Origin of the sequence: Roseibium sp. SCP14 (assembly GCF_040329475.1) — a bacterium.
Classification (GTDB): domain Bacteria; phylum Pseudomonadota; class Alphaproteobacteria; order Rhizobiales; family Stappiaceae; genus Roseibium.
The window spans coordinates 1,109,680-1,132,045 of record NZ_JBDZYH010000002.1; the positions used below are offsets into that span (position 1 = coordinate 1,109,680).

The following is a 22,366-nucleotide window of genomic DNA, read 5'->3' on the forward strand; positions in this document are numbered from 1 at the left end:
TCTTTCACATTGGACAGGTGCGCGACAACACCGCAGGGCCGTCTACAAATATGGCCGACCGTAACGCAGAATGCTATCAATCAAAGCATTGTCAGCCCCAGCCCAAAGCCACTACTGATCAATGTTATCCGTTCTTGCTCATCGTACATACCGGCATCTTTTCGCCGCCCAGGTTATCGCCTTGTTCGGAACCGGTCTGATGACCGTCGCACTGGCGTTGCTCGCCTATGACCTTGCAGGTGCCGACGCAGGTGCCGTTCTCGGCACAGCCCTGGCGATCAAGATGATCGTCTATGTCACCCTGTCGCCCGTTGCCGCAGGATTTGCTGCCCGTTTTCCCCGCAGAACCTACCTGGTCGTTCTGGATCTGGTACGTGCTGGCACGGCAATCGCGTTGCCGTTTGTCGATGCGGTCTGGCAGATCTACGTCCTGATTGCGCTGCTGCAATCGGCCTCCGCCGCCTTCACTCCGGCGTTCCAGGCCACAATCCCCGACATCCTGCCCGAGGAAGACGACTACACCAATGCCTTGTCGCTTTCGCGCATGGCCTATGATCTTGAAAACCTCTTGAGCCCGATAATTGCAGCCGCGCTCATCGGCCTGATCGGATTTCATTGGCTCTTCAGCGGCACAGTTGCAGGATTTGTGCTGTCTGCCTTGTTTGTGGTTTCGGTCACACTGCCGTCGCCAAAGGAAATCGGAACCGCGTCTCCCTTCAGACGCACGCTGAACGGGATGCGGATCTATGTGCGCACCCCTCGCCTTCGAGGGTTGCTCGCACTCAATCTCACAATTGCCGGTTCCGGCGCCATTGTCATTGTCAACACGATTGTCATCGTCAAATCCTATCTTGGCCTGACCGATTCCGACCTCGCCCTGGCAATGGCGGCCTATGGCGGCGGATCAATGGTAATGGCCATTGCCTTGCCGCGACTTCTGTCCAATCTGAACGATCGCCCGGTCATGCTGATCGCCGCTGCTTCCCTGCCCTTCTGGCTGCTCTGCTTTGCCATGCTGGTTGCTTCCGTTGCCAAGACTGAACTCTGGCCTTTGCTTCTTGGCACCTGGTTCCTGATGGGGCTTGGAACATCGGCAGTCCTGGTGCCGTCCGGCAGGCTGCTGCGCAATTCAGCCCATCCGGAAGACCGGCCCATGGTCTTCGCCGCGCAATTTGCCCTGTCGCATGGATGCTGGCTGATCACCTATCCGCTTGCCGGATGGCTTGGCAGTGTCGCCAGCCTGTCCACCACGCTGATCACACTTGCCGGAATTGCCGTTGTCGGCGTTGTATCAGCGGCACGTCTCTGGCCGGCTGACGACAAGAAAGTTCTCTTCCACGAACATCCGGAACTGCCGCGCGATCATCCGCACCTGGCGAACGCTTCAGGCAAACGACATGCCCACCCCTATGTGATTGACAGTTTGCATGCGACCTGGCCCGACGGGCGGCTCTGAATGGATCTTCTGGTCTCCCTTCAGCGCTGGATCAATGACGCGGTTCGAGCGTATCTGATCGAATTCGGTCAATCGGGAGACTGGACTGTTCTTGTGAGCATGACCCTGGCGGGCATCATGTTCGGGGCTATACACGCCCTGACGCCCGGCCACAGCAAAACCATTCTGGTTTCCTACCTTGCAGGATCCCGTCACGGTGCCTTTCGGGCACTTGCCGTTTCGTCGCTCCTTGCAACCACACATGTGTTGATGGCGGTTTTCATTGCGCTGTTCGCTTCTCAGCTGATGGAACGCTCTCTCACCCAAGCCGGACGGGCGCCCGATCTGGAAATATTGAGCAGATCCCTGCTGATCGTCATCGGCTTCTGGCTGCTGTTCCGTGCTTTCAGAAAGCGCCGCCAACACTCGGAACGGGAAGGCCTCGGCGTCGCGGTGACAGCCGGTCTCGTCCCTTGCCCGCTGACGCTTTTTGTGATGGTGCTGGCAATGTCACGCGGCATCCCAGAAGCCGGTCTCATGTTTGCGGCCTCCATGCTGACCGGAATCGCACTCACTCTCGGCACGATTGCCATTCTGACAGTTGCCGCCAGAAAACTTCTTGTCTCCCTGATGGCCCGCGGCGGCTCTGCGTTCGGCACGATCTCGCGCGTCCTCGATGGCCTTGCGGGAAGTTTCATCATGCTTTTTGCCGCTCTCGACCTGTTCAAATCCTGAATCGCGCGCCGTCATGGCAGACGCATTCGGTTTGTTCGTTGGAAATCAGCTGTTCGTTACTTGCCGCCGGGCGTCGTTTGGCCATATTTGGCGACTAGCAACCTGCCGATTGGATTTGGCAATCTGATTCTGATGACAGGATTTCTTACCGGACGGGACATGAGCGGAAGCCTTCAACGCATCTGCAGCAAATTCGCACCTGGCAGACGGCTGCTGGCCGCTCTGGTCTGCCTGTCGATTGCCGTCTGGTCCGTTTCACCTACCGTGGCACATACGCCGAAATTTCTGGAGACAGTCCAGGAACAGTTGCAGATGATCGAAGACCACGGTCACTCTCATGGAGAGGAAATCGACATTCTGTGGGCCATGCATGGCCATCAGCACGATGTTGCAGATCATGATCATCATTCGGTTGACCTGACCCGCCTTGCTGGCGGACCGGCAACACAATTCGGCCGGGACGACTGGCTGATCACGCCGTCCGACGGCGGACCGGCGCGTATTTACCTGTTGGAACGACCTCCCCGGGTCTGACGGAACTGCCCCCACGGGCATCCGCAATTAAATTCAACAATATGGAAATACGTTATGAATCTCGTCTTTCGGGACGGGTGGAGCACGCTGGCCTTGCGCCAGGTGGTTCGCCTGTCACTGATCATGCTTGCGCTTGGCCTGAGTGCCACACTTGCGCAAGCTCACAATGTGACGGCAGGGGATGCCGGCTACATTCAGGAAATCTGGGGGGTCAAGATCATCCCCTTCATGTATCTGGGCGCCAAGCACATGGTCACTGGATACGACCACATCCTGTTTCTCTTCGGTGTCGTGTTCTTTCTGTACCGGATGCAGCACGTTGCCATCTATGTCAGCCTGTTTGCCATCGGCCACTCGACCACCATGCTGCTGGGGGTCTATTACGGCTGGAACGTCAATCCCTACATCATCGATACGCTGATCGGGCTGTCCGTTGTCTACAAGGCACTCGACAATCTGGGCGCCTATCAGCGCTGGTTCGGATTTCAGCCCGACACAAAGGCCGCAACGCTGATCTTCGGCCTGATTCACGGCATCGGCCTGGCAACCAAGATCCTTGACTACGAAATTGCAGAAGAAGGTCTGATCCCGAACCTGCTTGCCTTCAACATCGGCGTCGAGATCGGCCAGCTTCTGGCCCTGGCCGCGATCCTGATCGTCATGGGTTACTGGCGGCGTACGCACAGCTTCTGGCGCCACGCCTACACGGCAAACGTCGTGATGATGTCCATGGGGTTCCTGCTCATGGGCTACCAGCTCACCGGCCTCTTCGTTACCTCCTGAATCTGAAAGATCAAAATCATGTACAACGCACAAAAACCGACCCGCGACGAGCTGCCGAGCTCGGCCCAGCTTTTCCGCTCCACCATTCTCGCTTTGGTGGCCGCGCTCGTCATTCTTGTGACGATCGTCATGCCGGCCGAATACAACATCGACCCGACAGGCATAGGCCGTATCATCGGCCTGGCGGAGATGGGCGAGATCAAGACCGAGCTCGCCAGGGAAGCCGAACAGGACCGCTTGCGCTCCGAAGCCGAGGACCAGCAGTCAGGCGTGATTGACGGCCTCCTCGGCCTGTTCGTCTCTTCCGCCCAGGCACAAGAAGCCTGGAAGGACGATTTCAGTTTCACGCTGGCGCCGGGCGAAGGCATCGAATGGAAACTGGTCATGGAAGAGGGCGCGACAGCGGAGTTCTCCTGGAGCACCGATGCCGGTCGCGTCAACTTCGATCTTCATGGTGACAGTGGAGGCCAGAATATCACCTACGAGAAAGGTCGTGGAACCACCGGAGAGACAGGCGCTCTCACCGCAGCCTTCACTGGCAACCACGGCTGGTTCTGGCGCAACCGCGACAGCTCGGACATTACTGTCCGTGTTCAGCTTCGCGGCGACTACAGCGCCCTGAAACAGACCTACTAAACCAAAGAGCCTGCGGAGCGAACGCCGCTCCGCAGGCACAATCTTTTGGTTTGCTGGTGACCGCAAGCCTCGGCAGACGAGTGAAAGCCTATTCCGCAGCCGTTTTCAGGCTGGCCATCAGGTTGTGAAATTTCTCGCCCTGAACGGCGACGTGCTCGCGAAGTGCCTTGGCTGCCGCCTCCGGCTCTCCATTGGACAGGGCCTCGACGATGGCTTCATGTTCTGCCATCGACTGGGCCATGCGCCCGCGAAATTTTAGTTGCTGGCGACGGAACGGCTTCAAACGCTTGTGCAGCTTTGATGCTTCCTGCGCCAGAAAACCATTTCCTGATTGCTGGTAAATGGTTCTGTGGAACCGTTCATTTTCCGCGTAGTAATTGTCCGGGTCCTGGGCATCGACGGCGGACTGACATTTCGCGTTGGCATCGCGAAGATCTTCGAGCGCCGCTTCCGATATCCGCATAGCGGCAAGCCGTCCGCACACGGCCTCAAGCTCGGCCATGACTTCGAACATCTCCATCAGCTCGATCGGTCCCGGTTGCCGGACGAAGGCGCCTCTGCGAGGAATGAGTTCGACCAGACCTGAGAGCGCAAGCCTCTGAAAAGCTTCCCGAAGCGGCGTTCTGGAAACGCCGAATTGCTCAGCAAGCCGCACTTCATCCAGTCGGTCGCCATCCATATAGACGCCGCTGAAAATCTGTTCTTCAAGCGCTTCGGCAATGTTGTCTGCACGACGTTGTTCCATGTCCCTATTTTTAGCTGGAGCAGATGTGAAACGCAATCTTGAACTTTTTGTATACAAGAATGTTGACTTGAAAAACAAAAACGCATTACTCTGAACCATCCCCTCAGGCATGCTGAGGTGGAGACTTCGGGAGGAAATTATGAAATCCATTTTGAAAGGTGCAGTGGCCGCCCTTGCCATCACATGTGCTGGCACCTACGCCAACGCCACGGAATTGCGGCTGTCTCACCAATGGTCCAACAAGGATATTCGCCATCAGGTCGCACAGATTGTTGCCGATGAAGTTGCAGCGGCAGATGTCGATCTGAACATCAAGATCTTCGGCTCCAAATCCCTGTTCAAACCGCGTGAGCAGTACAAACCGCTGAGCCGCGGTCAGCTCGACATGACCGTGTTTCCGTTGAGCTACGCTGGTGGCCAGCAGCCGGCCTACAACCTCACTCTGATGCCCGGACTGGTGAAGAACCACGACCATGCAGCCCGTCTCAGCAGCTCGCCCTTCATGGAAGCGCTTGAAGCCAAAATGGCCGATGACGACGTCATGGTGCTGGTTCACGGTTATCTTGCCGGTGGGTTCGCCGGTACCGACAAATGCATCACCAATCCGGAAGACGTTAAGGGATTGCAGACCCGAGCTGCCGGAAAATCCTTCGAGCAAATGCTGGCGGGCGCAGGTGCCTCCATCGCCTCCATGGCCTCTTCTGAAATCTACAACGCCATGCAGACCGGCGTCCTTCAGGCCGCCAACACATCGTCCTCCTCATTCGTCTCCTATCGGATTTACGAGCAGGTGAAGTGTTACACACCGGCAGGCGATGTTGCCCTGTGGTTCATGTATCAGCCGCTCCTGATGAACATATCGACTTTCGAAGGCCTGACCGAAGACCAGCAGAAAGCCCTTTTGGCAGCCGCTGAAAAGGCCGAGGCGTATTATCTGGAGGAAGCCAAGAAACAGGATGCCGCTTCCGCAGCCGTCTTTGCCGAAGCCGGTGTTGAAATCGCCGAAATGAGCCCGGAAGATTTCGAAGCCTGGCGCAAGCTGGCCATGGAAACGTCTTACCAGAAGTTCGTTGAGGAAGTGCCGGACGGACAGGACCTGCTCGACAAGGCACTGGCGGTCGAATAAGCCAGAAACTTGCGGCTAGCGGGGCAGCAACATGCTGCCCCACCCTTTTCAATTGAACCAATCTTTCAGGGAGACGGTTATGGCCGGCCATAGCTCCGCTGTTGTCGCTCGCACGGGAGACAACCCCTTCCTTCGCGCCGTCGCGGTCCTCTCAAATCTGGCTGGCTGGTGCTCGGCCGGAATGATCGTCGCGGCTGTCGCAATCACGTGCCAGATGATCATCGTCCGCTTCGTCCTGAACGGTTCCACCGTCTGGCAGACCGAAGCCGTGATCTATCTTGTTATTGCAGCGACGCTGGTCGGTCTGCCCTACGTCCAGCGTCTGCGTGGTCACGTGAATGTGGATCTGATCCCGCTCTCGCTCGCCCCGCGCCCGAGGTTCCTGCTGGCGATGCTGACGTCGCTCCTGTCCATCGTCATCGTTTCGATAATGCTCTGGTACGGCTTCGAGTACTGGCACTTCGCCTGGGACCGCGGCTGGCGGTCCGACACGGTGTGGGGTGTACGGCTGTGGATCCCCTATCTGTCCATTCCTGTCGGCTTTGGCCTTCTTCTGCTGCAGCTGATCGCCGATCTGGTGGCGGTCGTCACCGGCACCGACAAACCCTTTGGCCTGGAGTAACGCTGATGGATCCCCTCCTCCTTGGCGCGATCGTCGCCATCGCGACGATCCTGGTTCTCTTTTCCGGCGTGTCCGTTGCCATCGGGCTGCTGATCGTCTCGGCCGGCTTCCTGATCATTTTCGACGGCCCGCGCTCGCTGGAACTGATGCCTGAAATCCTGTTTGGCAAGCTCGACAATTTCGCACTGCTGTCGATACCGATGTTCATCATCATGGGGGCTTCCATCGCCTCCACCCGCGCGGGCGCTGACCTTTATGAAGCGTTGGAACGCTGGCTGACCCGGGTTCCTGGCGGTCTGGTCGTCTCGAACCTCGGAGCCTGCGCGCTGTTCGCCGCCATGTCCGGCTCCTCGCCCGCAACCTGTGCGGCCATCGGCAAGATGGGCATTCCGGAAATGCGCAAGCGCGGCTACCCGGACGGTGTCGCGGCCGGTTCCATCGCCGCCGGTGGCACGCTCGGCATTCTCATTCCGCCTTCCGTCACCATGATCGTCTACGGCATCGCGACCGAGACCTCCATCGGCCGGCTGTTTCTGGCGGGTGTCATTCCGGGATTGCTTTTGGTCGGCCTGTTCATGGCCTGGTCGCTCTATTCAACATGGCGCTCCGGCGACGGAGCAAGGCTCAGCTCTGGTTCCTACAGCTGGGCTGAGAGATTTGAAATCCTGCCGCGTGTGCTGCCGTTCCTGGCAATCATTCTCGGCGTCCTCTACGCCATGTATGGCGGCATTGCGACACCTTCGGAAACCGCCGCGGTCGGCGCTCTCCTGTGTCTTCTGATCGCTGTCATCATCTACAAGCTCTGGCAACCGCAGGCGATCTGGATCGTCCTGCGCGACAGCACCAAGGAATCGGTGATGATCCTCTTCATCATCGCAGCAGCCGGTGTCTTTTCCTACATGCTCAGCTCGCTGTTCATCACCCAGTCGATTGCCGAATGGATCGGCACGCTGGACGTCAACCGCTGGGTCCTGATGGGCGCCGTCAACGTCTTCCTGCTGATCGCCGGATTCTTTCTGCCACCGGTCGCGGTGATCCTGATGGCGGCGCCTATCCTGCTGCCGATCATCACCACCGCGGGCTTCGATCCGATCTGGTTTGCCGTCGTGCTGACCATCAACATGGAAATCGGCCTGATTTCACCGCCGGTCGGCCTGAACCTTTATGTCATCAACGGCATTGCCCCGGACATTTCCCTCAAGACCATCCTGACCGGCTCACTGCCCTTCGTCGGCTGCATGGTACTGGCAATTGTCCTGCTGTGCCTGTTCCCGGAATTGGCAACCTGGCTGCCCGACGTCATCATGGGGAAAGCGGTATGACACTCCTTGCCGACCTGCTGTCGACCGTTTTCGAGCGGCGCTACAGACAGCCTCTTCGCCGAAAACAGGCGAACCGACCACTCGATGAGCTGGCCAATGACTTGGTCGGCTCGGCGGGGGAGACTTCCGGCCTTGCGATTGCGCAGGATATTCTGTCCGGCTTCGATGAACTGGAAGACCAGGACAAGATTGCGTTCTTCCATAAGATCGCCACCGCGCTGAGCATTGACCCCGCAAAGGTGCGCGAAGCCCTGGATGACTATGAGAAGGACCCATCAAAAACCAGCTACCGGAACTTCATGTCCGCTGCCGAGCCTCGCCGGCAGGAGCTCTTCCGACGACTGAACCGCGTTCCGGGCGCGACCGGCACCCTGGTGCAAATGCGCGCGGATCTACTGCGGCTTCGCGACCAGAAGCCTGAACTGGAAGCATTGGACCTCGATCTCCGGCACCTGTTTTCTTCCTGGTTCAATCGGGGTTTTCTGGTCCTGCGGCCGATCAACTGGGAGAGCCCGGCGCATATCCTGGAAAAAATAATCGCCTATGAAGCGGTGCATGCCATCGACAGCTGGGATGACCTTCGCAGGCGCCTGGAACCGGCCGACCGCAGGTGCTTTGCCTTTTTTCATCCGTCAATGCCCGATGAACCGCTGATTTTTGTCGAAGTCGCCCTGACCAAGGGTATTCCGGACTCCGTGCAGGTACTGCTAGCGGAGGACCGCGCTGCAATGCCGGCCGAAGACGCGGACACAGCCGTATTTTATTCGATCTCCAATTGCCAGAGCGGTCTTGCCAGCATCTCGTTCGGCAATTCCCTGATCAAGCAGGTGGCAACTGACCTTTCCGGAGAACTACCGGGGCTTAAAACCTTTGTGACCCTATCTCCCATTCCAGGGTTCACACGTTGGCTGAAGAAGGAAGGTCACGAATGGGACAGTAGAGCCACCAACGAAATGAAGTCGGATGCCGCCTACTATCTGTTGAACGCCAAGACATCGAAGGGCCTCCCGGTCGATCCTGTAGCCCGCTTTCACCTTGGCAACGGAGCCATCGTGCATGCCGTGCATGCCGACGCCGACATTTCCGACAAGGGCCGCGCCCAATCGAGTGGCACGATGGTCAACTATCTCTACGACCTGCCCCGTGTCGCGCAAAACCATGAAAACTTTGCCACCACACAGGAAGTGGTAGCCTCGGACCAGGTGCGCTCGCTCGCCAGATCCTCCGCCCTCTCGCAGACCAGGAAAGGTAGCTCCAATGGCTAACCCGCTCTACGATAGCCTGTTTGGCAAACATGCCGGCAAGTCGACGCCGTTCTTGCATCTTCCTGACGGCAGCAACATCACGCATGAAGACTTTCTCGCCATGGCTGCCCAAATCGCCCATGTGATGACCCGGATCGGGCTGAAACCGGGTGACCGTGTCGCCGCCCAGGTTCAAAAATCACCTCAAGCCCTGGCGCTCTATGCTGCCTGCGTTCAAGCCGGTCTCGTCTTCCTGCCGCTCAACACGGCCTATACCGTGGATGAACTGTCCTACTTCATCGAAAACAGCGGTGCATCGCTGATTGTCTGCGATGCAGGTAGTGAACCAGCCCTGGCTCCGATTGCAGAAGATCTCGAAGCCCGGATCAAAACCCTCAACGGGGATGGAAGCGGCAGCCTGGCGGACCAGGCAATGCGGATGCCCACGACCTTCACCACCATTGACCGGAGCGCGGACGATCTGGCCGCCTTTCTCTACACATCCGGCACCACAGGCCGCTCCAAGGGCGCGATGCTGACCCAGGGCAACCTGCTTTCCAACGCACAGACGCTTGTAAAGGAATGGCGCTTTACCTCCGACGACGTGCTGCTGCACGCCTTGCCCATCTTCCACACGCACGGCCTGTTCGTTGCCTCCAACGTCACTCTGGCTGCGGGTGGTTGCATGATCTTCCTGCCAAAATTTGACATTGAAGAGGTCATTGCCCGGTTGCCCCTGGCAACGGCCATGATGGGTGTTCCCACCTTTTATACGAGACTCCTGGACGATGACCGTTTCACCCGGGACCTGAGCGCGCATATGCGCCTCTTCGTCTCCGGCTCCGCTCCCTTGCTGGCCGAAACCCACGTTCAATTCGAAGAGCGCACCGGTCATCGCATTCTCGAGCGCTACGGCATGACCGAAACCAACATGAACACGTCGAACCCATATGATGGCGAGCGCCGACCCGGAACGGTCGGCTTTCCCTTGCCGGGTGTGGAAGTCAAGATCACCAATCCTGAAAGCGGGAAAACTCTGCCAGACGGTGAAGTCGGCCAGATCGAAGTGCGCGGACCGAATGTCTTCAAGGGGTACTGGCAAATGCCGGAAAAGACCGCCGCCGAACTACGCGCCGACGGCTTCTTCATCACTGGCGATCTGGGAAAGATCGACGAAGACGGCTACATCCATATTGTCGGCCGCAACAAGGATCTGATCATCTCCGGTGGCTACAACATCTACCCCAAGGAAATCGAGCTGGTGCTTGATGACCAGCCTGGTGTTCTGGAAAGCGCCGTCATCGGCGTGCCCCACCCTGACTTCGGCGAGACCGTGCTTGGTGTCGTTGTTCCCGAAAAAGGAGGAAAGCCGGACCTTGAAGAGATTCAAGACGCGGTCAAGACCTCGCTTGCCCGCTTCAAACATCCACGAAAACTCATCCTTCTTGATGAACTGCCGCGCAACACGATGGGCAAGGTCCAGAAGAACATCCTGCGGGACAAATACCAGACGATGTTCACCCACCCATAACACTTGGCCTTCACTACGCACCGGCAGGAAGGACGCTCCGGACTGCCGGTCTTTTTCGGATAGATGTCATGTATAATAACATTCTGGTACCCGTTTCTTTCGAAACCGGGCGCGACGCCCGTCAGGCCCTCGAAGTTGCCCAAGCCCTGCGCGCGAAGGATGGCGTCATAACCGTGCTGCACGTGCTCGAGCATTTGCCCCAATATGCAAGTGATCTCCTGCCGAAGGATCATTTCGACACGGCCCGCAAGACCGTTATCGAAAAGCTCGGCCCATTGGTTGATGGCTTGAGCGATGCGAGTGTCGTTGTCATGGAAGGGCATTCGGCACGCACCATTCTCGATGTTTCAGAAGCACAGAAGAACGACTGCATCGTCATTGCAAGCCATCGCCCGGGCATGCAGGACCTGTTTCTCGGATCAACAGCTGCACGCGTTGTCCGCCACGCCAAATGCGCGGTTCACGTGGTCCGGTGATATCCGAAGAGGGGTGCAAGCGAGCGGAAATCAATGCCCTCCCGGTTTGTCCGCCACTGCCGAGCCTGACGCGGCACCCTGCCCCGGACCTGAACCGGGGTCGATGGCGTAACCTTTCAGATCTTGTTCGCCCGTCTAAATGAGGCGACACGGCATGGATTGCGGGACCTGACCCGATGATGCCTGCTTTAACTCCAATTGAAACAATCAGGTATTTGAAAGACTTAACTATTGCCATCCCTGCGAATGCAGGGATCCGGTAAACGCAAGGGTTTGCGTTCAACTAGATACCGGGGTTACTGGATCCCGGTCATCCGCTACGCTTCCGCCGGGATGACAAATACTGAAAGCTGGCGCCGAGTTTCACAGACTTTTCAAATCAACTATCCGACTGACATTTGAAGGTTGGAGAGGCGGGTTCATTAAAGCCGGACAACAGTGCTTCATATCCGGCAATGACGACTGAGAGATAAAAAGAACCTCTGCGTCATCCCGACCTAAGTGCCCGCGTCTTGCGACCTTGGCAAACGCGACATCATTGCATTCAGCGATCGCAATCAACAGTTCATCCGCCCACTTGTTCAATCACCTGAAGTCGTAGAAATTCGCTTCGGCTGGATACATCTGTCAAAAATTTTTCTCAGCAAAACATCCCCGATTCCAATCATTTACAACGCTCGAAAGCGCAGAATTCCACGCGTTCGCAAGATTCAATACATTAATGGTCGACAAATCGTCGACCGATAGTGTATTTACCGTTCCCCAAGTTAGGAGGAACCATGTTTCAGATCAATCTGACGCCCGATTGCTACGCGGACCTTCCCGTGCTGGGAACCTTCGACATTGTCGTACTGGGAGGGGGGCCTGCCGGTATTGCCGCAGCAACCTGCGCGGCAGAGGCCGGTCGCTCGGTGCTGCTGATCGAAAGGCTTGCCTATTGCGGGGGAGCGGCGGTGTCAGGCATGTCCGGCACCATCTGCGGTCTCTACATGACCGTTGAAGACCCGCATGCAAGGAACGCGCAGCCTGAACAGATCATCAGTGGTTTCACCGAACGTTTCCGCTCGGCGCTCTACGAAGACGGCGGACTGACCGAGCCGCAGATCTACGGCAAGACCTGGGTCGCGACCCATGACTGCGCCAGCTACAAGAAGGTGGCCACCGACTTCCTGAGACAGGCAGGTGTCGACGTGCTCTACCACACCCAGATGATGGACGTGGAAAAGGACGGTGACACGATCACGGGACTGGTCCTCAACACCAAGTCCGGTTTCACCAAGGTTTCCGCCAGGCGTTTCATCGACGCATCCGGTGATGGCGACATTGTCTTCAAGTCCGGTTTCCACACGACAAAGGGCAACAACGGCGTGATCCAGAATCCGTCGATGATGTTCAAGATCGGCAACGTGGATCTGGATGCCTACAACGCCTATTGGGGCGCCGACACCATCTGCCCACCCAAGGTGGTCGAAAAACTGGAAGCGCGCGACGAACTGGTGCGCAAGAAAGTCTGGCTGTTTCCGACCGTCAATCCCGGCGAGGTTCTGGTCAACGGCACCAAGATCACGGGTTTTGACGGCCGCGCCCTGGATGTCACCAATCCGATCGACCACTCCGAAGCCGAGCAGTTCTCGATCTATCAGGCAAAAGCCTTCTTCAAGTTTCTCAAGGAGGAGATTCCTGGATGCGAGGAGGCCTACTTCATCGACTACGGCGCTGAAGTCGGCGTACGCCAGACCCGGTCCATCGATGGTCTCAAGCGCCTCATGAATGAGGATGTCACCGGCAAGGCCAAGGCATCCGACAGCATCGCCCGGTCCAGTTGGCCGATCGAGCTTCACTATGGCGCCAAGCCGAAGACCGAATGGCTGGTCGACGACTATTACGACGTTCCGTTCGGCACTCTTGTGCCGAAGGAGGGCTCGAACGTCATCGTCGCCGGCAGATGCCTGGCGGCCGAACATGAAGCCCTGGCCTCGGCCCGGGTCACGGCGCAGTGCTTTGAATATGGCCGGGCAGCGGCCATCGCAGCTGACTTGTCCATCAAGGAAAGCAACACGTTCCAAGAGATCTCGGGAGACGAGATCGCGCAGCTGATGCGCAACTGAACAGGGAAAGGGAGGAGCATGTCTGTTCAAGCTGAAACGCGCGGGGTGGTAACCGATACCCGCACGCTGGGAATCTCCATCACCATCATTGCGGCCATCGCGATGATGCTGATCGTCTTCCCGGACGGATCGAAGACCAGTATCGGCGGGATCTTCGAATGGATGACCAACACATTCGATTTTGCCTTTCTGGGCATCGGCTTCACCGCGCTGGTCTTTCTGATCGTTCTGGCCGCCTCCGATGCCGGCAAGATCAAGATGGGAGCTGCCGATCAGGCCCCGGAATTCACGTGGTCTGCGTGGGGCGCCATGGTGTTTCTGGCCGGTATTGCCTCTGGCCTTGTTCTGTGGGGCGGCACCGAATGGGCTTATCACTATGCCTGGACACCGTTCGGGATCGAACCCAAGACCCCCGAGATGTTCACCGTGGCTCAGGGTTACGGCATCTTCCACTGGGGTCCTACGGCCTGGGCGCTCTATTGCGTACCCGCCATTGCCATGAGCTACATCTACTACGTCCGCAAGAAGCACATCTACAACGTGTCCGAAAGCTGCCGTGGCGCTCTTGGCGACCTTGTTGACGGCCCGGTCGGCTCGATCATCAACTACCTGTTTATCTTCGGCATTCTGGGAGCAGCGGCAACGTCTCTCGGACTCGGCACGCCGATGATCGGTGGCGCGGTCGCCTCCGTACTGGGGATCGAACCGTCCACATATCTGGATGTCTTCATCATCCTGAGCTGTACCGCCGTCTTCACCGCGTCTTCCGGTCTTGGACTGGACCAGGGCATCAAGCGCCTGTCCTATGCCGGCACGCTGATCTCGCTGGCAATCGTGGTCTATATCTTTGTGGTCGGCCCAACCGGTTTCATTCTGGGCCTCGGTCTCGATGCCGTCGGCTATACTGTCGACAACTACATCAAGATGTCGACCTGGACCGACAGCATCAACAAGTCCGGTTTCCCGCAGGCCTGGACGGTGTTCTACTGGGCATGGTGGGTTGCGTATGCACCGTTCATGGGCATGTTCGTCACCCGCATTTCCATGGGCCGCACCATCCGTGAAATCGTGGTTGGCATGCTGGTCTTCGGTAGCGCCGGTTGCACACTTTTCTACCTGGTTCTGGGCGGCTACGGCATCAGCCTGGAAATGCAGGGTGCCCTGCCGATGGTGGATCTGGTCAACAATGACGGTGTCGCACCTGCCATCATCGAGATGTTCAAGACGCTGCCGCTGGCCAAGCTTGTTCTGATCGCCGTCGCAATCTCCGGCATTGTGCTGCTGGCCACGACCTTCGACTCCGCAGCCTATGTCATGGCCTGCGCGTCGACCAAGGAACTGGACGAAGGCCAGGAGCCCAACCGCGGCAACCGCCTGTTCTGGTGCGGCGCGATTGCGATCCTGCCGCTGACCCTGCTCTTCCTCGGCGGCTTGAAAACCATGCAGACCGCTTCGGTCCTCGTTGGCCTGCCGGTCATGCTCATTCTGATCTTCATGATGATCACCACGGTGAAGTTCATCAGGGAAGACCGGTCGCAATAGGCCTTGAAGGGGGCGGAGGTGCGACAGCGCATCACCGCCCCTTTTGCGTAAGTAGAGCACTTTTTAGGAACACGGAGCCGCTTGAGCGCGTGTTCGCAAAAAATGCCCTAGCCAGGATTGGGAGTATGATCATGGCAAATCGCGTGGAAAAGATCGAACTTCTGGCCATCGGACCGGATGTGGAACGGGTCACCTGGTCTGCCATGCTGGGTGAAATGTACGAAGCCCTGCTAATCGCACGGCTGACCCTTACCGATGGTACCGAAGGCATCGCGGGTCTGACAGCCTATACCGAACACGAATTCGACCGCACCGGTTTTCACGCAGCCAGTCTGATGGCTCCCTTTGTTCTGGGCAAAGACGTGATGGATATTCCTCAGATATACGCGGACATGCGCGCACGTTATGTCCCGCTTGGTCACCTGGCGACATCGTTGTTCGACATCGCCCTGCACGATGCCAAGGGCAAATTGCTCGGATTGCCCGTCTATCAGCTGCTGGGTGCCGCGCGAGACAAGATCCGCGCTTACGCTTCCAGCCCGCTGCTGCCGGACGACGATGCCTATGTCGCCTATTGCAGGGAGATGCTGTCCCAGGGTTTTACCGCCATCAAGGTGCATCCCTATTGCAGGTTCGAGGACGACTATCGCCTCGTCACCCGCCTGCAAACGGAATTTGACGGCATTCCGATCGGCTGGAGCCTGGACGCGGATGCCAATTACACAGTCGAACAGACCCTGCGCATGGGCCGCCTGCTCGACGTGGCCGGTTGGGAGTTCTTCGAAGCGCCGATCCCCGACAGCGATTTGCGCGGCTACAAGCGACTGGCCGATACGCTCGATGTCGACGTGATCTGCGGCGGCAATTCCCTGCCGAACCTGCATCTCATTGACCTTGCCCTGTCCATGGGGGCGTGGGACCGGTCCCGCTTCGACGTGACGGGAATGGGCGGTTTTACCGGAGCCAACGCCGGCATGGCCATGACCCGCGCACATGGCATGAAATGTGAAGTGCAAAGCTGGGGCTACACGCTGACGCAGGCTGCAAACCTGCACCTGATGCTGGCCCACGACAATTGCGATTACTTCGAACAGGCCGCGCCTTACGAAAAGTACGAGTTCGGGGCAAGGCAGGTGATCCGCCCGGATGCGGAAGGTTACGTCCACCCGTCAGGTCTGCCCGGTCTGGGTATCGAAATGGACTGGGAAGCCCTCGCCCCCTTCATCTACGACAGCCGTATCTTCAAGGTCTGAGCCGTGAAAATCGCCGCAGTTCGAGCGCATATCCTGCGCGACCCGCAAGCAGGCGATCATCGCTTTGAAGGGTCTTATCAGAATGTCCTGGTCGAGGTGGAAAGCGACACCGGCCTGATCGGTATCGGCGAAAGCGACGCACCGCCGGCGTTGGTGAAGGCGGCAATCGAAATGCCGGACTACAATCATCTGTCGCGAGGCCTCGCCGGAGTTCTCATCGGCCAGACACTGGACGACCCATCGCGCCTGTGGGACGACATGTTCGAGGCAACCCAATGGCACGGGCGGCATGGCACGGTGATCCATGCCATATCCGCGCTCGACATCGCGCTGTGGGATCTGTTTGCCAAAGGGCTGGAAGCCCCGGTCTGGGCCTGTCTGGGCGAAAAACACCATGATCGCCTGCCTGCCTATGCTACGATCTATCCTCTCGCCGAAACGCTTGAAGGCATTGAGAGACAGGCGAAAGGCTTTCTGACGCAAGGCTTCAAACACCTGAAAATCTGCGTCCACTCCTGGTGGAACAATCGGGACCTGATGGAACAAAACCTGCGCTTTTTGCGTGACTTCGTCGGACCGGATATTTCACTGATGTTGGATGTGGCGCTTGAATGGACAACCCTCGACCAGCTGCGCCCCGCCTTGCCGCTGCTTGAAGAGCTGAATTTCAAGTGGATTGAAGCGCCCTTCCCGCTGAATGACCTGAACAGCCACGTGACACTCAGGGGACTGACCCGCATTCCCATCGGTATCGGCGATCTGGGACTGACAACCTGCCGGGAATTCGAACCCTATATGGCGGCCGGCGCATTCGACATTGCCCAGCCGGACATCACAATGTTCGGCGGTCTGACGGAGGCACGTCGTCTTGCAGCCAAGCTTGAGAGCAGCGGCGCGCGGATCGTTCCGCATGGCTACAACACCAACATCACCGTGGCAGCCAACCTGCAGTTCCTGGCCACCTGTCGCCAGGCCAGTCTTGTGGAATATTCCACAAGTTCATCCTTGCTTCGTCAGAGGCTTGCCACCGGTCTCGCCCCGTTGGATAAAGACGGCATGATGGAAGTCCCGTCCGGCGCTGGCCTTGGGGTCTCTATCGACCCGGAAGTATTCCAGCGCGTAAGGCAGGACATATGAACCTCACTTCGGTGACGAAAAAGACCAAGGCCGAACAGGCTCACGACATCATCGAACTGGCAATCGTCAATTGCGAACTCGCCCCAGGCGCCGTCTATTCAGAAGCGGATCTTGCAGAAATCCTGGACATGGGCCGCACACCGGTGCGCGAAGCGCTGGTGAAGCTGTCGAGTGAAAATCTTGTCAGACTGACCCGTGCCGGAGTGGTCATTCCCGAGATCAACCCGCTGACCATGCTGAAACTTCTGGAGCTGCGCGAACCGATCGAGCGCCTCTGTATCCAGAAAGCCTGCGAATACCAGACCCCCTCGGACCGCGCCCGCTTCGAGCAGATCCTGAACCAGCTGAAACCGTTGCCCGACGACGACCGGCGCGGTTTCATGGAACTGCTCAGGGAAATCCATCTGGCGACGGCCGATGCTTCTAAAAACGAGTTCCTGCACTTCACCCTGAAATCCACCCAAGGCCTGTCCCGGCGCTTCTGGTTCCACTTTGCCGAAGACACAGACCAGGCCTTCTGCCGGGAAATCTACTCGGACCTGCTCGATGCCCTCATTCAGGGCCAGAGTGACAAGGCCATCGAGAAATCTCAGGCCCTGATGGTCTACCTCAGGGATTTTTCAAGGCAGCGATAACACGCCCTGCGCGGCAGGTTAGGTTGACAGAAATCCGCCGATACTCGCGTCATCGTCAGGTCGATGGCCGCCTTGTTCGCCCACACGACAACGATTGATTGCTCGAGATCATGGGCCGGATATTGGACCAAGGCCTCCAGTGCGACCTTGGCGACATCCAGGACACGAAATCCCGGAATGTCCTTTTCTTCGCCAAGATTGTTCACGCAGGAAGCCCTTCTTTTTGCTTTTCCTCTTTGCGGAACGGGGAAAAAGAGAACGCGATTCTGTAGAGAGTCGGCACATAGAACAGGGTCAGGACGGACGCCAACCCGAGACCGCCAGCCATGAGCGTTGCCATCGGCTCCCACAAGGCACCCCCGGCATAGGCCATCGGAAAGAGACCGATCACCGTCGTCATCGAAGTCAGCAATATGGGCCGTATCCGCTTCCGGCACGCTTCCACGATTGCCTCGTTGAGCGAATAGGTTTGCCGTTCGATGTCGATCTGGTCGATCATCACGATCGCGTTGTTGATGATGATCCCGGACAGCGCGATCATCCCGAGCGTTCCGAAGAAGCTCATTGGTTGATTGAACAAGGTCAACGCCAAAGGCACGCCAAACACCACCAGCGGAATGCACAGGAAGGTAATTCCCACCCTCCGAAACGAATTGAATTGGATGATCAAGGCGAACAGCATGACCGTGAGAGCTGCGGGAAAACCTCCACCCAGTTTTTCCCGGACATCGCCTGCCTGCTCGACTTCACCGCCGATCTCGACCCTGTAGGCCGGGCCCAGTTCTTGCAACAAAGTGTCGAGCGTCGGCTGAATAAAATCCACGAGCTCGTATGCGGTAAGGTCCGTCGAAACGACTTTGACAGTCACCGTGCGCCGTTGATCGATCCGGCGGATCGAATAGAACTCCAGCTCGGGCCGCAGGCTTGCAACATGATCGAGCGAAACCATGCCATTGGGCGTGGCGAGCACGACATTGGAGAGATCCTCGAAACTGTCCCTCGCATCCGCCTGGCCTCGAACGATAATCGGAATTTGCCGATCGTCCTCCCGGAAGGCTGACACTTGCAGCCCATCGAAAAAGCCTTCGAGCGCATCTGAAATATCTTTGGAGGTGAGATTGTATTCACGCGCTCGATCTTGCGCGACATGTACTTCACCACGTACTTCGCGATTGCCCCAGTCGCCCTGGTTCTCGACCAGTCCGGGTACAGCCTTCAGATCTCGCTCGATCCGGTAGGCTGCGGCAAGCAACCTGTCTGCATCAGGACCGGAAACCTCGATTTCGATGCCCGGCTCTCGCCCGGCCATGGCCAGTCTTTTCAGTCTTGCGCGTGCATTGGGAAAGGAGGATGCCAGTTCCTGTTCGGCCCGGGCGACCACATCGGCGGATGACCGATAACCGGTGGTATTGACCACCAGAAATGCGGACGCCGGATCAATATCCGCCGGATCAAGCGTCAACACGAACCGCGGACCTCCAAAGCCAACGAACGTGGTGACATTCAGAACTTCGGGATTGATGCTATCGTCGCTCAACCATTCGCTCAGTCGCAGCGCTTCAGATCGGGTGGAAGAAATGTCACTGCCTTTGGGAAGATCCAGATAAATGAGGAACTGTGCACGTTCGCTGAGCGGAAAGAGTTGCTGCCGGACTTTTGGCATCTGGCTCATGGATCCCGCACCGACCAGCAGCACCAGCATAAGTACGAGCCAGGGGACTTTCATGCCCCACGAAATGACCCTGGCATATCCATCCGCCAACCGGTCGAAAACACCATTTTTCTGCCCGGTTCCGGGTGAAGGGAGGAACCAGACAGCGAGCGTCGGCAGCAGATAGATCGCTGCGATAAACGACCCGGTCAGCATCAAAGCCACGACAGCACCCAGCGAATAGCCGTACTGCCCCTCCGTGCCATCGACCATGAACAGAGGCAGAAAGGCGGCAACGGTGGTAACCGATGCAATGAGAAGCGGGCCGGTATACTGGGATCCGGCGGCGATGGCCGCCTCGTGACGCTCGACACCCTGGCGGATCCGCCTGTCCATGTCCTCGATGATGACAACGCCGTTGTCGACGAGCATGCCCAACGAAATGATAATCGCGGCAACGGATACCTGCTGCAGCTCGACGCCGAGAACCGGCATCAACGCAAATGAAAAGGCGACGGCAATCGGTACGATGGAAGAAATGACCAGAGCCTGCCGCAGTCCCAGAAATGCGAACATGACCAGCAGGACCACAAGGAATGTCTGCAGCATGTTCGACATGGCATTGCTGACCGATTCATCGACAACTTCCGGCTGATAGGTGGAAAATTCTGCTTCGATGCCCCAGGGTTGCTCGGCATTGAACCGGACAACCAGATCCTTGAGCTGTTCACCGATGGCGATGATGTCTTCACCCGTGTGCATTTCAACCGCTGCAAGGACCGCCGGTTTGCCGTCGAAATAGACCGGCCGCTCGACGGGATCGGCATAACCGCGACGAACATTCACGAGATCGCCAAGCCGCAGCAATCCGACACCTGCCACCTCTACAAGCGTGTTTTCTATATCCACTATACGGGTATAGTCCCCGGTGGTTTCCAATGAGATGCGGCTTCCGTCCGATTGAAACGAGCCGGACGGCAATCGAACATTCTGGTTCTGCAGCGCATTGATGATTGGTTGGAGCGCAATACCCATGGAAGCAAGGCGGCTCCGGTCGACTTCAAGCCAGATAACCTCGTCCTGCGTGCCATAAAGAGTGACTGCGGAGATCGCTTCGACTGCGTAAAGCCTGTCTCTCAACGTTTCCGTTGCACGCTCCAATTCTCGCAAAGAGAAGCCATCACCGGTTACTGCGATGGTCGCAATTGCCACGTCGCCAAAGTCAGTGTTCACGATCGGTCCGAGCGTTCCGTCAGGCATCTCGCCCGTAAGATCCTTCATGTCGTCACGAATGTCGTCGAAAACGCTTTCGACTTCATCTTCCGGAACTGCGGTTTCGATATCTATCTCCAGGATCGCGGCACCGCTGATCAATTGGGTGCGGACCTCATCAACCCCATTGATCGCACGAGCGGTTTCTTCAAGGGGTCTGGCAACCAGTTCTTCCAGCTGAAAGAGGGAAAGACCCGGATTGATCGCCGAGACGATTGCTGTTCGAACCGTAACCTCAGGATCCTCCCGTTTCGGAAAACCGACATATGTCGCGGTTCCCGCGATCAGGATCAGCAACATGACGAAGATCGTAACGCGTGTGTGCCGGATGCCGAGTTCGGTCAAGGTGGTCATGATTGCCTCCCGTGATCGGCAGACGTCCATTGTCTGACCCGTTGTCCGGGTTGGAGAAACGGCACACCCGCAGTGACGATCTGGTCGCCTGGACTGATGCCACCGACAACGACCATCTCGAAATCATTCATGCCGCTGATAACAACTGATCTCAAAGACAGTGTTTCAGTAGCAGGCTCGAATACGAAGACCTTGCCCGTTCGGTGCTGTTTCCCGGTAGACGCGACACCCAGCTCCGCTTCCAGGTGGGTCACAAGTGCCGAAAGCGGTAATGCGATTGCACTGACTGCGTCGGTGACCGGAACCTCAACCTCGATTTCAACCGAAACTCCGGATCGCAGAAACGGCTCGGCTTCTCCAATCGTGACGATTACCGGAAACGCGGAAACGGACGGTGCCCGATGGGCAATTTCCGTAATCTTTCCGGACAGTTGAATATAGGGGCGACCGGACACTGCGACACTTACTGGCTGATCGACCGACAGATTCTGCACGACGTCGAGATTCACCAGAATTTCAGCCTGAAGACCATCATCACGATAGAGCGTCAGGGCGGTCGTGCCCGGCTGAACGGATTGGAAGCTTTCGATGTCGATGGAGTTGATGAAGCCGTCGAAGGGCGCCGTGAGTTTCGTATCCCCCAGACTTTCTTCAATCAGCTCCTTCGATTTGGCGGCCTGCTCCACGCGGGCAACGGCGAGCGTCAGATCTGTTTCCGCTTCATCCAGGCTGGCTTGCGAAACCACACCTCTTTCAAAGAGGCGGCGGCGGCGCTTCACATCTCTTTGGGCGTTTTCCAGTGTGCTTCTGGCTTCCTGCAAGGCTGCGGCTGCCTGTTGAAGTTGAAGCTCATAGTCCTTCGGCTCAATAGCCATTAGCCTGTCACCTTCGGATACCATCTGCCCGATCTGCAGATCCACGAGCCCGACGCGACCTCCGACCTCGAATGCCAGCGGTGTAATCTGACGTGGCTCGAGAACTGCAGGATAGGCGCGCAGCCTGTAGGCGGATGCAGCTTCCGCTGTCACCGTTTTGACGGCACGAACTGGAGCTTCGTTTGATCTGGTCGAAGCGTCGGATGACGGGTTGCAACCCGATATCAAAACGGCAGCCAAAATCGAAAAAACTGGAACGATATGCTTCATGGGAGTCTTGCCTGTTCACCAATGGTACTAATCAGTACCAACTTGACACCCTATATGGTACTGAATAGTACCAAGTCAAC

General features: G+C 57.6%; 20 protein-coding genes. 16 read left to right on the forward strand and 4 right to left on the reverse strand.

The genetic code is table 11. The features are described 5' to 3' along the window. Positions 1-121 precede the first annotated feature (121 nt). From ABLQ08_RS12375 to ABLQ08_RS12395, 5 genes are all read left to right on the forward strand, one after another. The gene (locus ABLQ08_RS12375; protein ID WP_352942411.1) at positions 122-1,456 is read left to right on the forward strand and encodes an MFS transporter; all 1,335 of its coding nucleotides are present in this window, start codon (positions 122-124) and stop codon (positions 1,454-1,456) included. Then, positions 1,457-2,170: an ABC transporter permease gene (locus ABLQ08_RS12380; RefSeq protein WP_352942414.1), complete on the forward strand. Its 714-nt coding sequence runs from the start codon at positions 1,457-1,459 to the stop codon at positions 2,168-2,170. A 159-nt stretch (positions 2,171-2,329) separates the two neighbouring features. Then, on the forward strand, positions 2,330-2,704 hold the full coding sequence (locus ABLQ08_RS12385) for a hypothetical protein (protein ID WP_352942416.1): 375 nt from the start codon (positions 2,330-2,332) through the stop codon (positions 2,702-2,704). 123 nt (positions 2,705-2,827) lie between these two features. Next, positions 2,828-3,487: a HupE/UreJ family protein gene (locus ABLQ08_RS12390; protein WP_417714914.1), complete on the forward strand. Its 660-nt coding sequence runs from the start codon at positions 2,828-2,830 to the stop codon at positions 3,485-3,487. 18 nt (positions 3,488-3,505) lie between these two features. Then, on the forward strand, positions 3,506-4,123 hold the full coding sequence (locus tag ABLQ08_RS12395; RefSeq protein ID WP_352942420.1) for a transmembrane anchor protein: 618 nt from the start codon (positions 3,506-3,508) through the stop codon (positions 4,121-4,123). Between the two features lie 88 nt (positions 4,124-4,211). Here ABLQ08_RS12395 and ABLQ08_RS12400 read toward each other — a convergent pair whose 3' ends face one another. Beyond that, positions 4,212-4,868 carry a GntR family transcriptional regulator gene (locus ABLQ08_RS12400; protein WP_352942423.1) on the reverse strand — a complete coding sequence of 219 codons (657 nt, stop codon included), beginning with the start codon at positions 4,866-4,868 and terminating at the stop codon, positions 4,212-4,214. A 139-nt stretch (positions 4,869-5,007) separates the two neighbouring features. On the opposite strand from ABLQ08_RS12400, the gene dctP reads away from it, so the two are divergent. From dctP to ABLQ08_RS12455, 11 genes are all read left to right on the forward strand, one after another. Continuing rightward, a complete protein-coding gene (gene dctP, locus ABLQ08_RS12405) occupies positions 5,008-5,994 on the forward strand; it encodes a TRAP transporter substrate-binding protein DctP (RefSeq protein WP_352942426.1) in 987 nt (328 codons plus the stop codon). Positions 5,995-6,073: 79 nt separating this feature from the next. Continuing rightward, positions 6,074-6,616, forward strand: coding sequence for a TRAP transporter small permease (locus ABLQ08_RS12410; RefSeq protein WP_352942429.1), 543 nt, complete (start codon positions 6,074-6,076; stop codon positions 6,614-6,616). A gap of 5 nt (positions 6,617-6,621) precedes the next feature. Then, positions 6,622-7,938 carry a TRAP transporter large permease gene (locus ABLQ08_RS12415; protein WP_352942431.1) on the forward strand — a complete coding sequence of 439 codons (1,317 nt, stop codon included), beginning with the start codon at positions 6,622-6,624 and terminating at the stop codon, positions 7,936-7,938. Continuing rightward, positions 7,935-9,203, forward strand: coding sequence for a malonyl-CoA decarboxylase (locus ABLQ08_RS12420; protein ID WP_352942433.1), 1,269 nt, complete (start codon positions 7,935-7,937; stop codon positions 9,201-9,203). The genes ABLQ08_RS12415 and ABLQ08_RS12420 overlap by 4 nt, the downstream gene beginning before the upstream one ends. Further along, positions 9,196-10,713 carry a malonate--CoA ligase gene (locus ABLQ08_RS12425; RefSeq protein WP_352942435.1) on the forward strand — a complete coding sequence of 506 codons (1,518 nt, stop codon included), beginning with the start codon at positions 9,196-9,198 and terminating at the stop codon, positions 10,711-10,713. The genes ABLQ08_RS12420 and ABLQ08_RS12425 overlap by 8 nt, the downstream gene beginning before the upstream one ends. Before the next feature lie 68 nt (positions 10,714-10,781). After that, positions 10,782-11,189, forward strand: a complete 408-nt coding sequence (locus tag ABLQ08_RS12430; protein WP_352942437.1) for a universal stress protein — start codon at positions 10,782-10,784, stop codon at positions 11,187-11,189. Between the two features lie 779 nt (positions 11,190-11,968). Then, on the forward strand, positions 11,969-13,297 hold the full coding sequence (locus ABLQ08_RS12435; protein WP_352942440.1) for an FAD-dependent oxidoreductase: 1,329 nt from the start codon (positions 11,969-11,971) through the stop codon (positions 13,295-13,297). A gap of 18 nt (positions 13,298-13,315) precedes the next feature. Further along, on the forward strand, positions 13,316-14,839 hold the full coding sequence (locus tag ABLQ08_RS12440; protein WP_352942442.1) for a BCCT family transporter: 1,524 nt from the start codon (positions 13,316-13,318) through the stop codon (positions 14,837-14,839). Between the two features lie 131 nt (positions 14,840-14,970). Further along, positions 14,971-16,092, forward strand: a complete 1,122-nt coding sequence (locus ABLQ08_RS12445; RefSeq protein WP_352942445.1) for a mandelate racemase/muconate lactonizing enzyme family protein — start codon at positions 14,971-14,973, stop codon at positions 16,090-16,092. A 3-nt stretch (positions 16,093-16,095) separates the two neighbouring features. Next, complete coding sequence (locus ABLQ08_RS12450; protein ID WP_352942447.1) at positions 16,096-17,229, forward strand: mandelate racemase/muconate lactonizing enzyme family protein; 1,134 nt, start codon at positions 16,096-16,098, stop codon at positions 17,227-17,229. After that, positions 17,226-17,864, forward strand: a complete 639-nt coding sequence (locus tag ABLQ08_RS12455) for a GntR family transcriptional regulator (protein ID WP_352942449.1) — start codon at positions 17,226-17,228, stop codon at positions 17,862-17,864. Before ABLQ08_RS12450 ends, ABLQ08_RS12455 begins: the two co-directional genes overlap by 4 nt. Here ABLQ08_RS12455 and ABLQ08_RS12460 read toward each other — a convergent pair. The 3 genes from ABLQ08_RS12460 to ABLQ08_RS12470 are packed head-to-tail and all read right to left on the reverse strand — an operon-like array spanning position 17,834 to position 22,286. Further along, on the reverse strand, positions 17,834-18,070 hold the full coding sequence (locus ABLQ08_RS12460; RefSeq protein WP_352942451.1) for a hypothetical protein: 237 nt from the start codon (positions 18,068-18,070) through the stop codon (positions 17,834-17,836). The genes ABLQ08_RS12455 and ABLQ08_RS12460 overlap by 31 nt on opposite strands. Beyond that, positions 18,067-21,141, reverse strand: coding sequence for an efflux RND transporter permease subunit (locus tag ABLQ08_RS12465; protein WP_352942454.1), 3,075 nt, complete (start codon positions 21,139-21,141; stop codon positions 18,067-18,069). The genes ABLQ08_RS12460 and ABLQ08_RS12465 overlap by 4 nt, the downstream gene beginning before the upstream one ends. After that, positions 21,138-22,286 carry an efflux RND transporter periplasmic adaptor subunit gene (locus ABLQ08_RS12470; RefSeq protein WP_352942457.1) on the reverse strand — a complete coding sequence of 383 codons (1,149 nt, stop codon included), beginning with the start codon at positions 22,284-22,286 and terminating at the stop codon, positions 21,138-21,140. Before ABLQ08_RS12470 ends, ABLQ08_RS12465 begins: the two co-directional genes overlap by 4 nt. Between the last annotated feature and the right edge of the window lie 80 nt (positions 22,287-22,366).

Excerpts from the sequence above, each read along its gene's own strand:
- ABLQ08_RS12400 (WP_352942423.1), bottom strand. The coding sequence starts at position 4,868 with ATGGAACAACGTCGTGCAGACAACATTGCCGAAGCGCTTGAAGAACAG.
- ABLQ08_RS12415 (WP_352942431.1), top strand. The coding sequence starts at position 6,622 with ATGGATCCCCTCCTCCTTGGCGCGATCGTCGCCATCGCGACGATCCTG.
- ABLQ08_RS12470 (WP_352942457.1), bottom strand. The coding sequence starts at position 22,286 with ATGAAGCATATCGTTCCAGTTTTTTCGATTTTGGCTGCCGTTTTGATA.
- ABLQ08_RS12425 (WP_352942435.1), top strand. The coding sequence starts at position 9,196 with ATGGCTAACCCGCTCTACGATAGCCTGTTTGGCAAACATGCCGGCAAG.
- ABLQ08_RS12380 (WP_352942414.1), top strand. The coding sequence starts at position 1,457 with ATGGATCTTCTGGTCTCCCTTCAGCGCTGGATCAATGACGCGGTTCGA.
- dctP (WP_352942426.1), top strand. The coding sequence starts at position 5,008 with ATGAAATCCATTTTGAAAGGTGCAGTGGCCGCCCTTGCCATCACATGT.
- ABLQ08_RS12455 (WP_352942449.1), top strand. The coding sequence starts at position 17,226 with ATGAACCTCACTTCGGTGACGAAAAAGACCAAGGCCGAACAGGCTCAC.
- ABLQ08_RS12375 (WP_352942411.1), top strand. The coding sequence starts at position 122 with ATGTTATCCGTTCTTGCTCATCGTACATACCGGCATCTTTTCGCCGCC.
- ABLQ08_RS12385 (WP_352942416.1), top strand. The coding sequence starts at position 2,330 with ATGAGCGGAAGCCTTCAACGCATCTGCAGCAAATTCGCACCTGGCAGA.
- ABLQ08_RS12435 (WP_352942440.1), top strand. The coding sequence starts at position 11,969 with ATGTTTCAGATCAATCTGACGCCCGATTGCTACGCGGACCTTCCCGTG.
- ABLQ08_RS12410 (WP_352942429.1), top strand. The coding sequence starts at position 6,074 with ATGGCCGGCCATAGCTCCGCTGTTGTCGCTCGCACGGGAGACAACCCC.
- ABLQ08_RS12465 (WP_352942454.1), bottom strand. The coding sequence starts at position 21,141 with ATGACCACCTTGACCGAACTCGGCATCCGGCACACACGCGTTACGATC.
- ABLQ08_RS12445 (WP_352942445.1), top strand. The coding sequence starts at position 14,971 with ATGGCAAATCGCGTGGAAAAGATCGAACTTCTGGCCATCGGACCGGAT.
- ABLQ08_RS12430 (WP_352942437.1), top strand. The coding sequence starts at position 10,782 with ATGTATAATAACATTCTGGTACCCGTTTCTTTCGAAACCGGGCGCGAC.
- ABLQ08_RS12440 (WP_352942442.1), top strand. The coding sequence starts at position 13,316 with ATGTCTGTTCAAGCTGAAACGCGCGGGGTGGTAACCGATACCCGCACG.
- ABLQ08_RS12420 (WP_352942433.1), top strand. The coding sequence starts at position 7,935 with ATGACACTCCTTGCCGACCTGCTGTCGACCGTTTTCGAGCGGCGCTAC.
- ABLQ08_RS12390 (WP_417714914.1), top strand. The coding sequence starts at position 2,828 with ATGCTTGCGCTTGGCCTGAGTGCCACACTTGCGCAAGCTCACAATGTG.
- ABLQ08_RS12395 (WP_352942420.1), top strand. The coding sequence starts at position 3,506 with ATGTACAACGCACAAAAACCGACCCGCGACGAGCTGCCGAGCTCGGCC.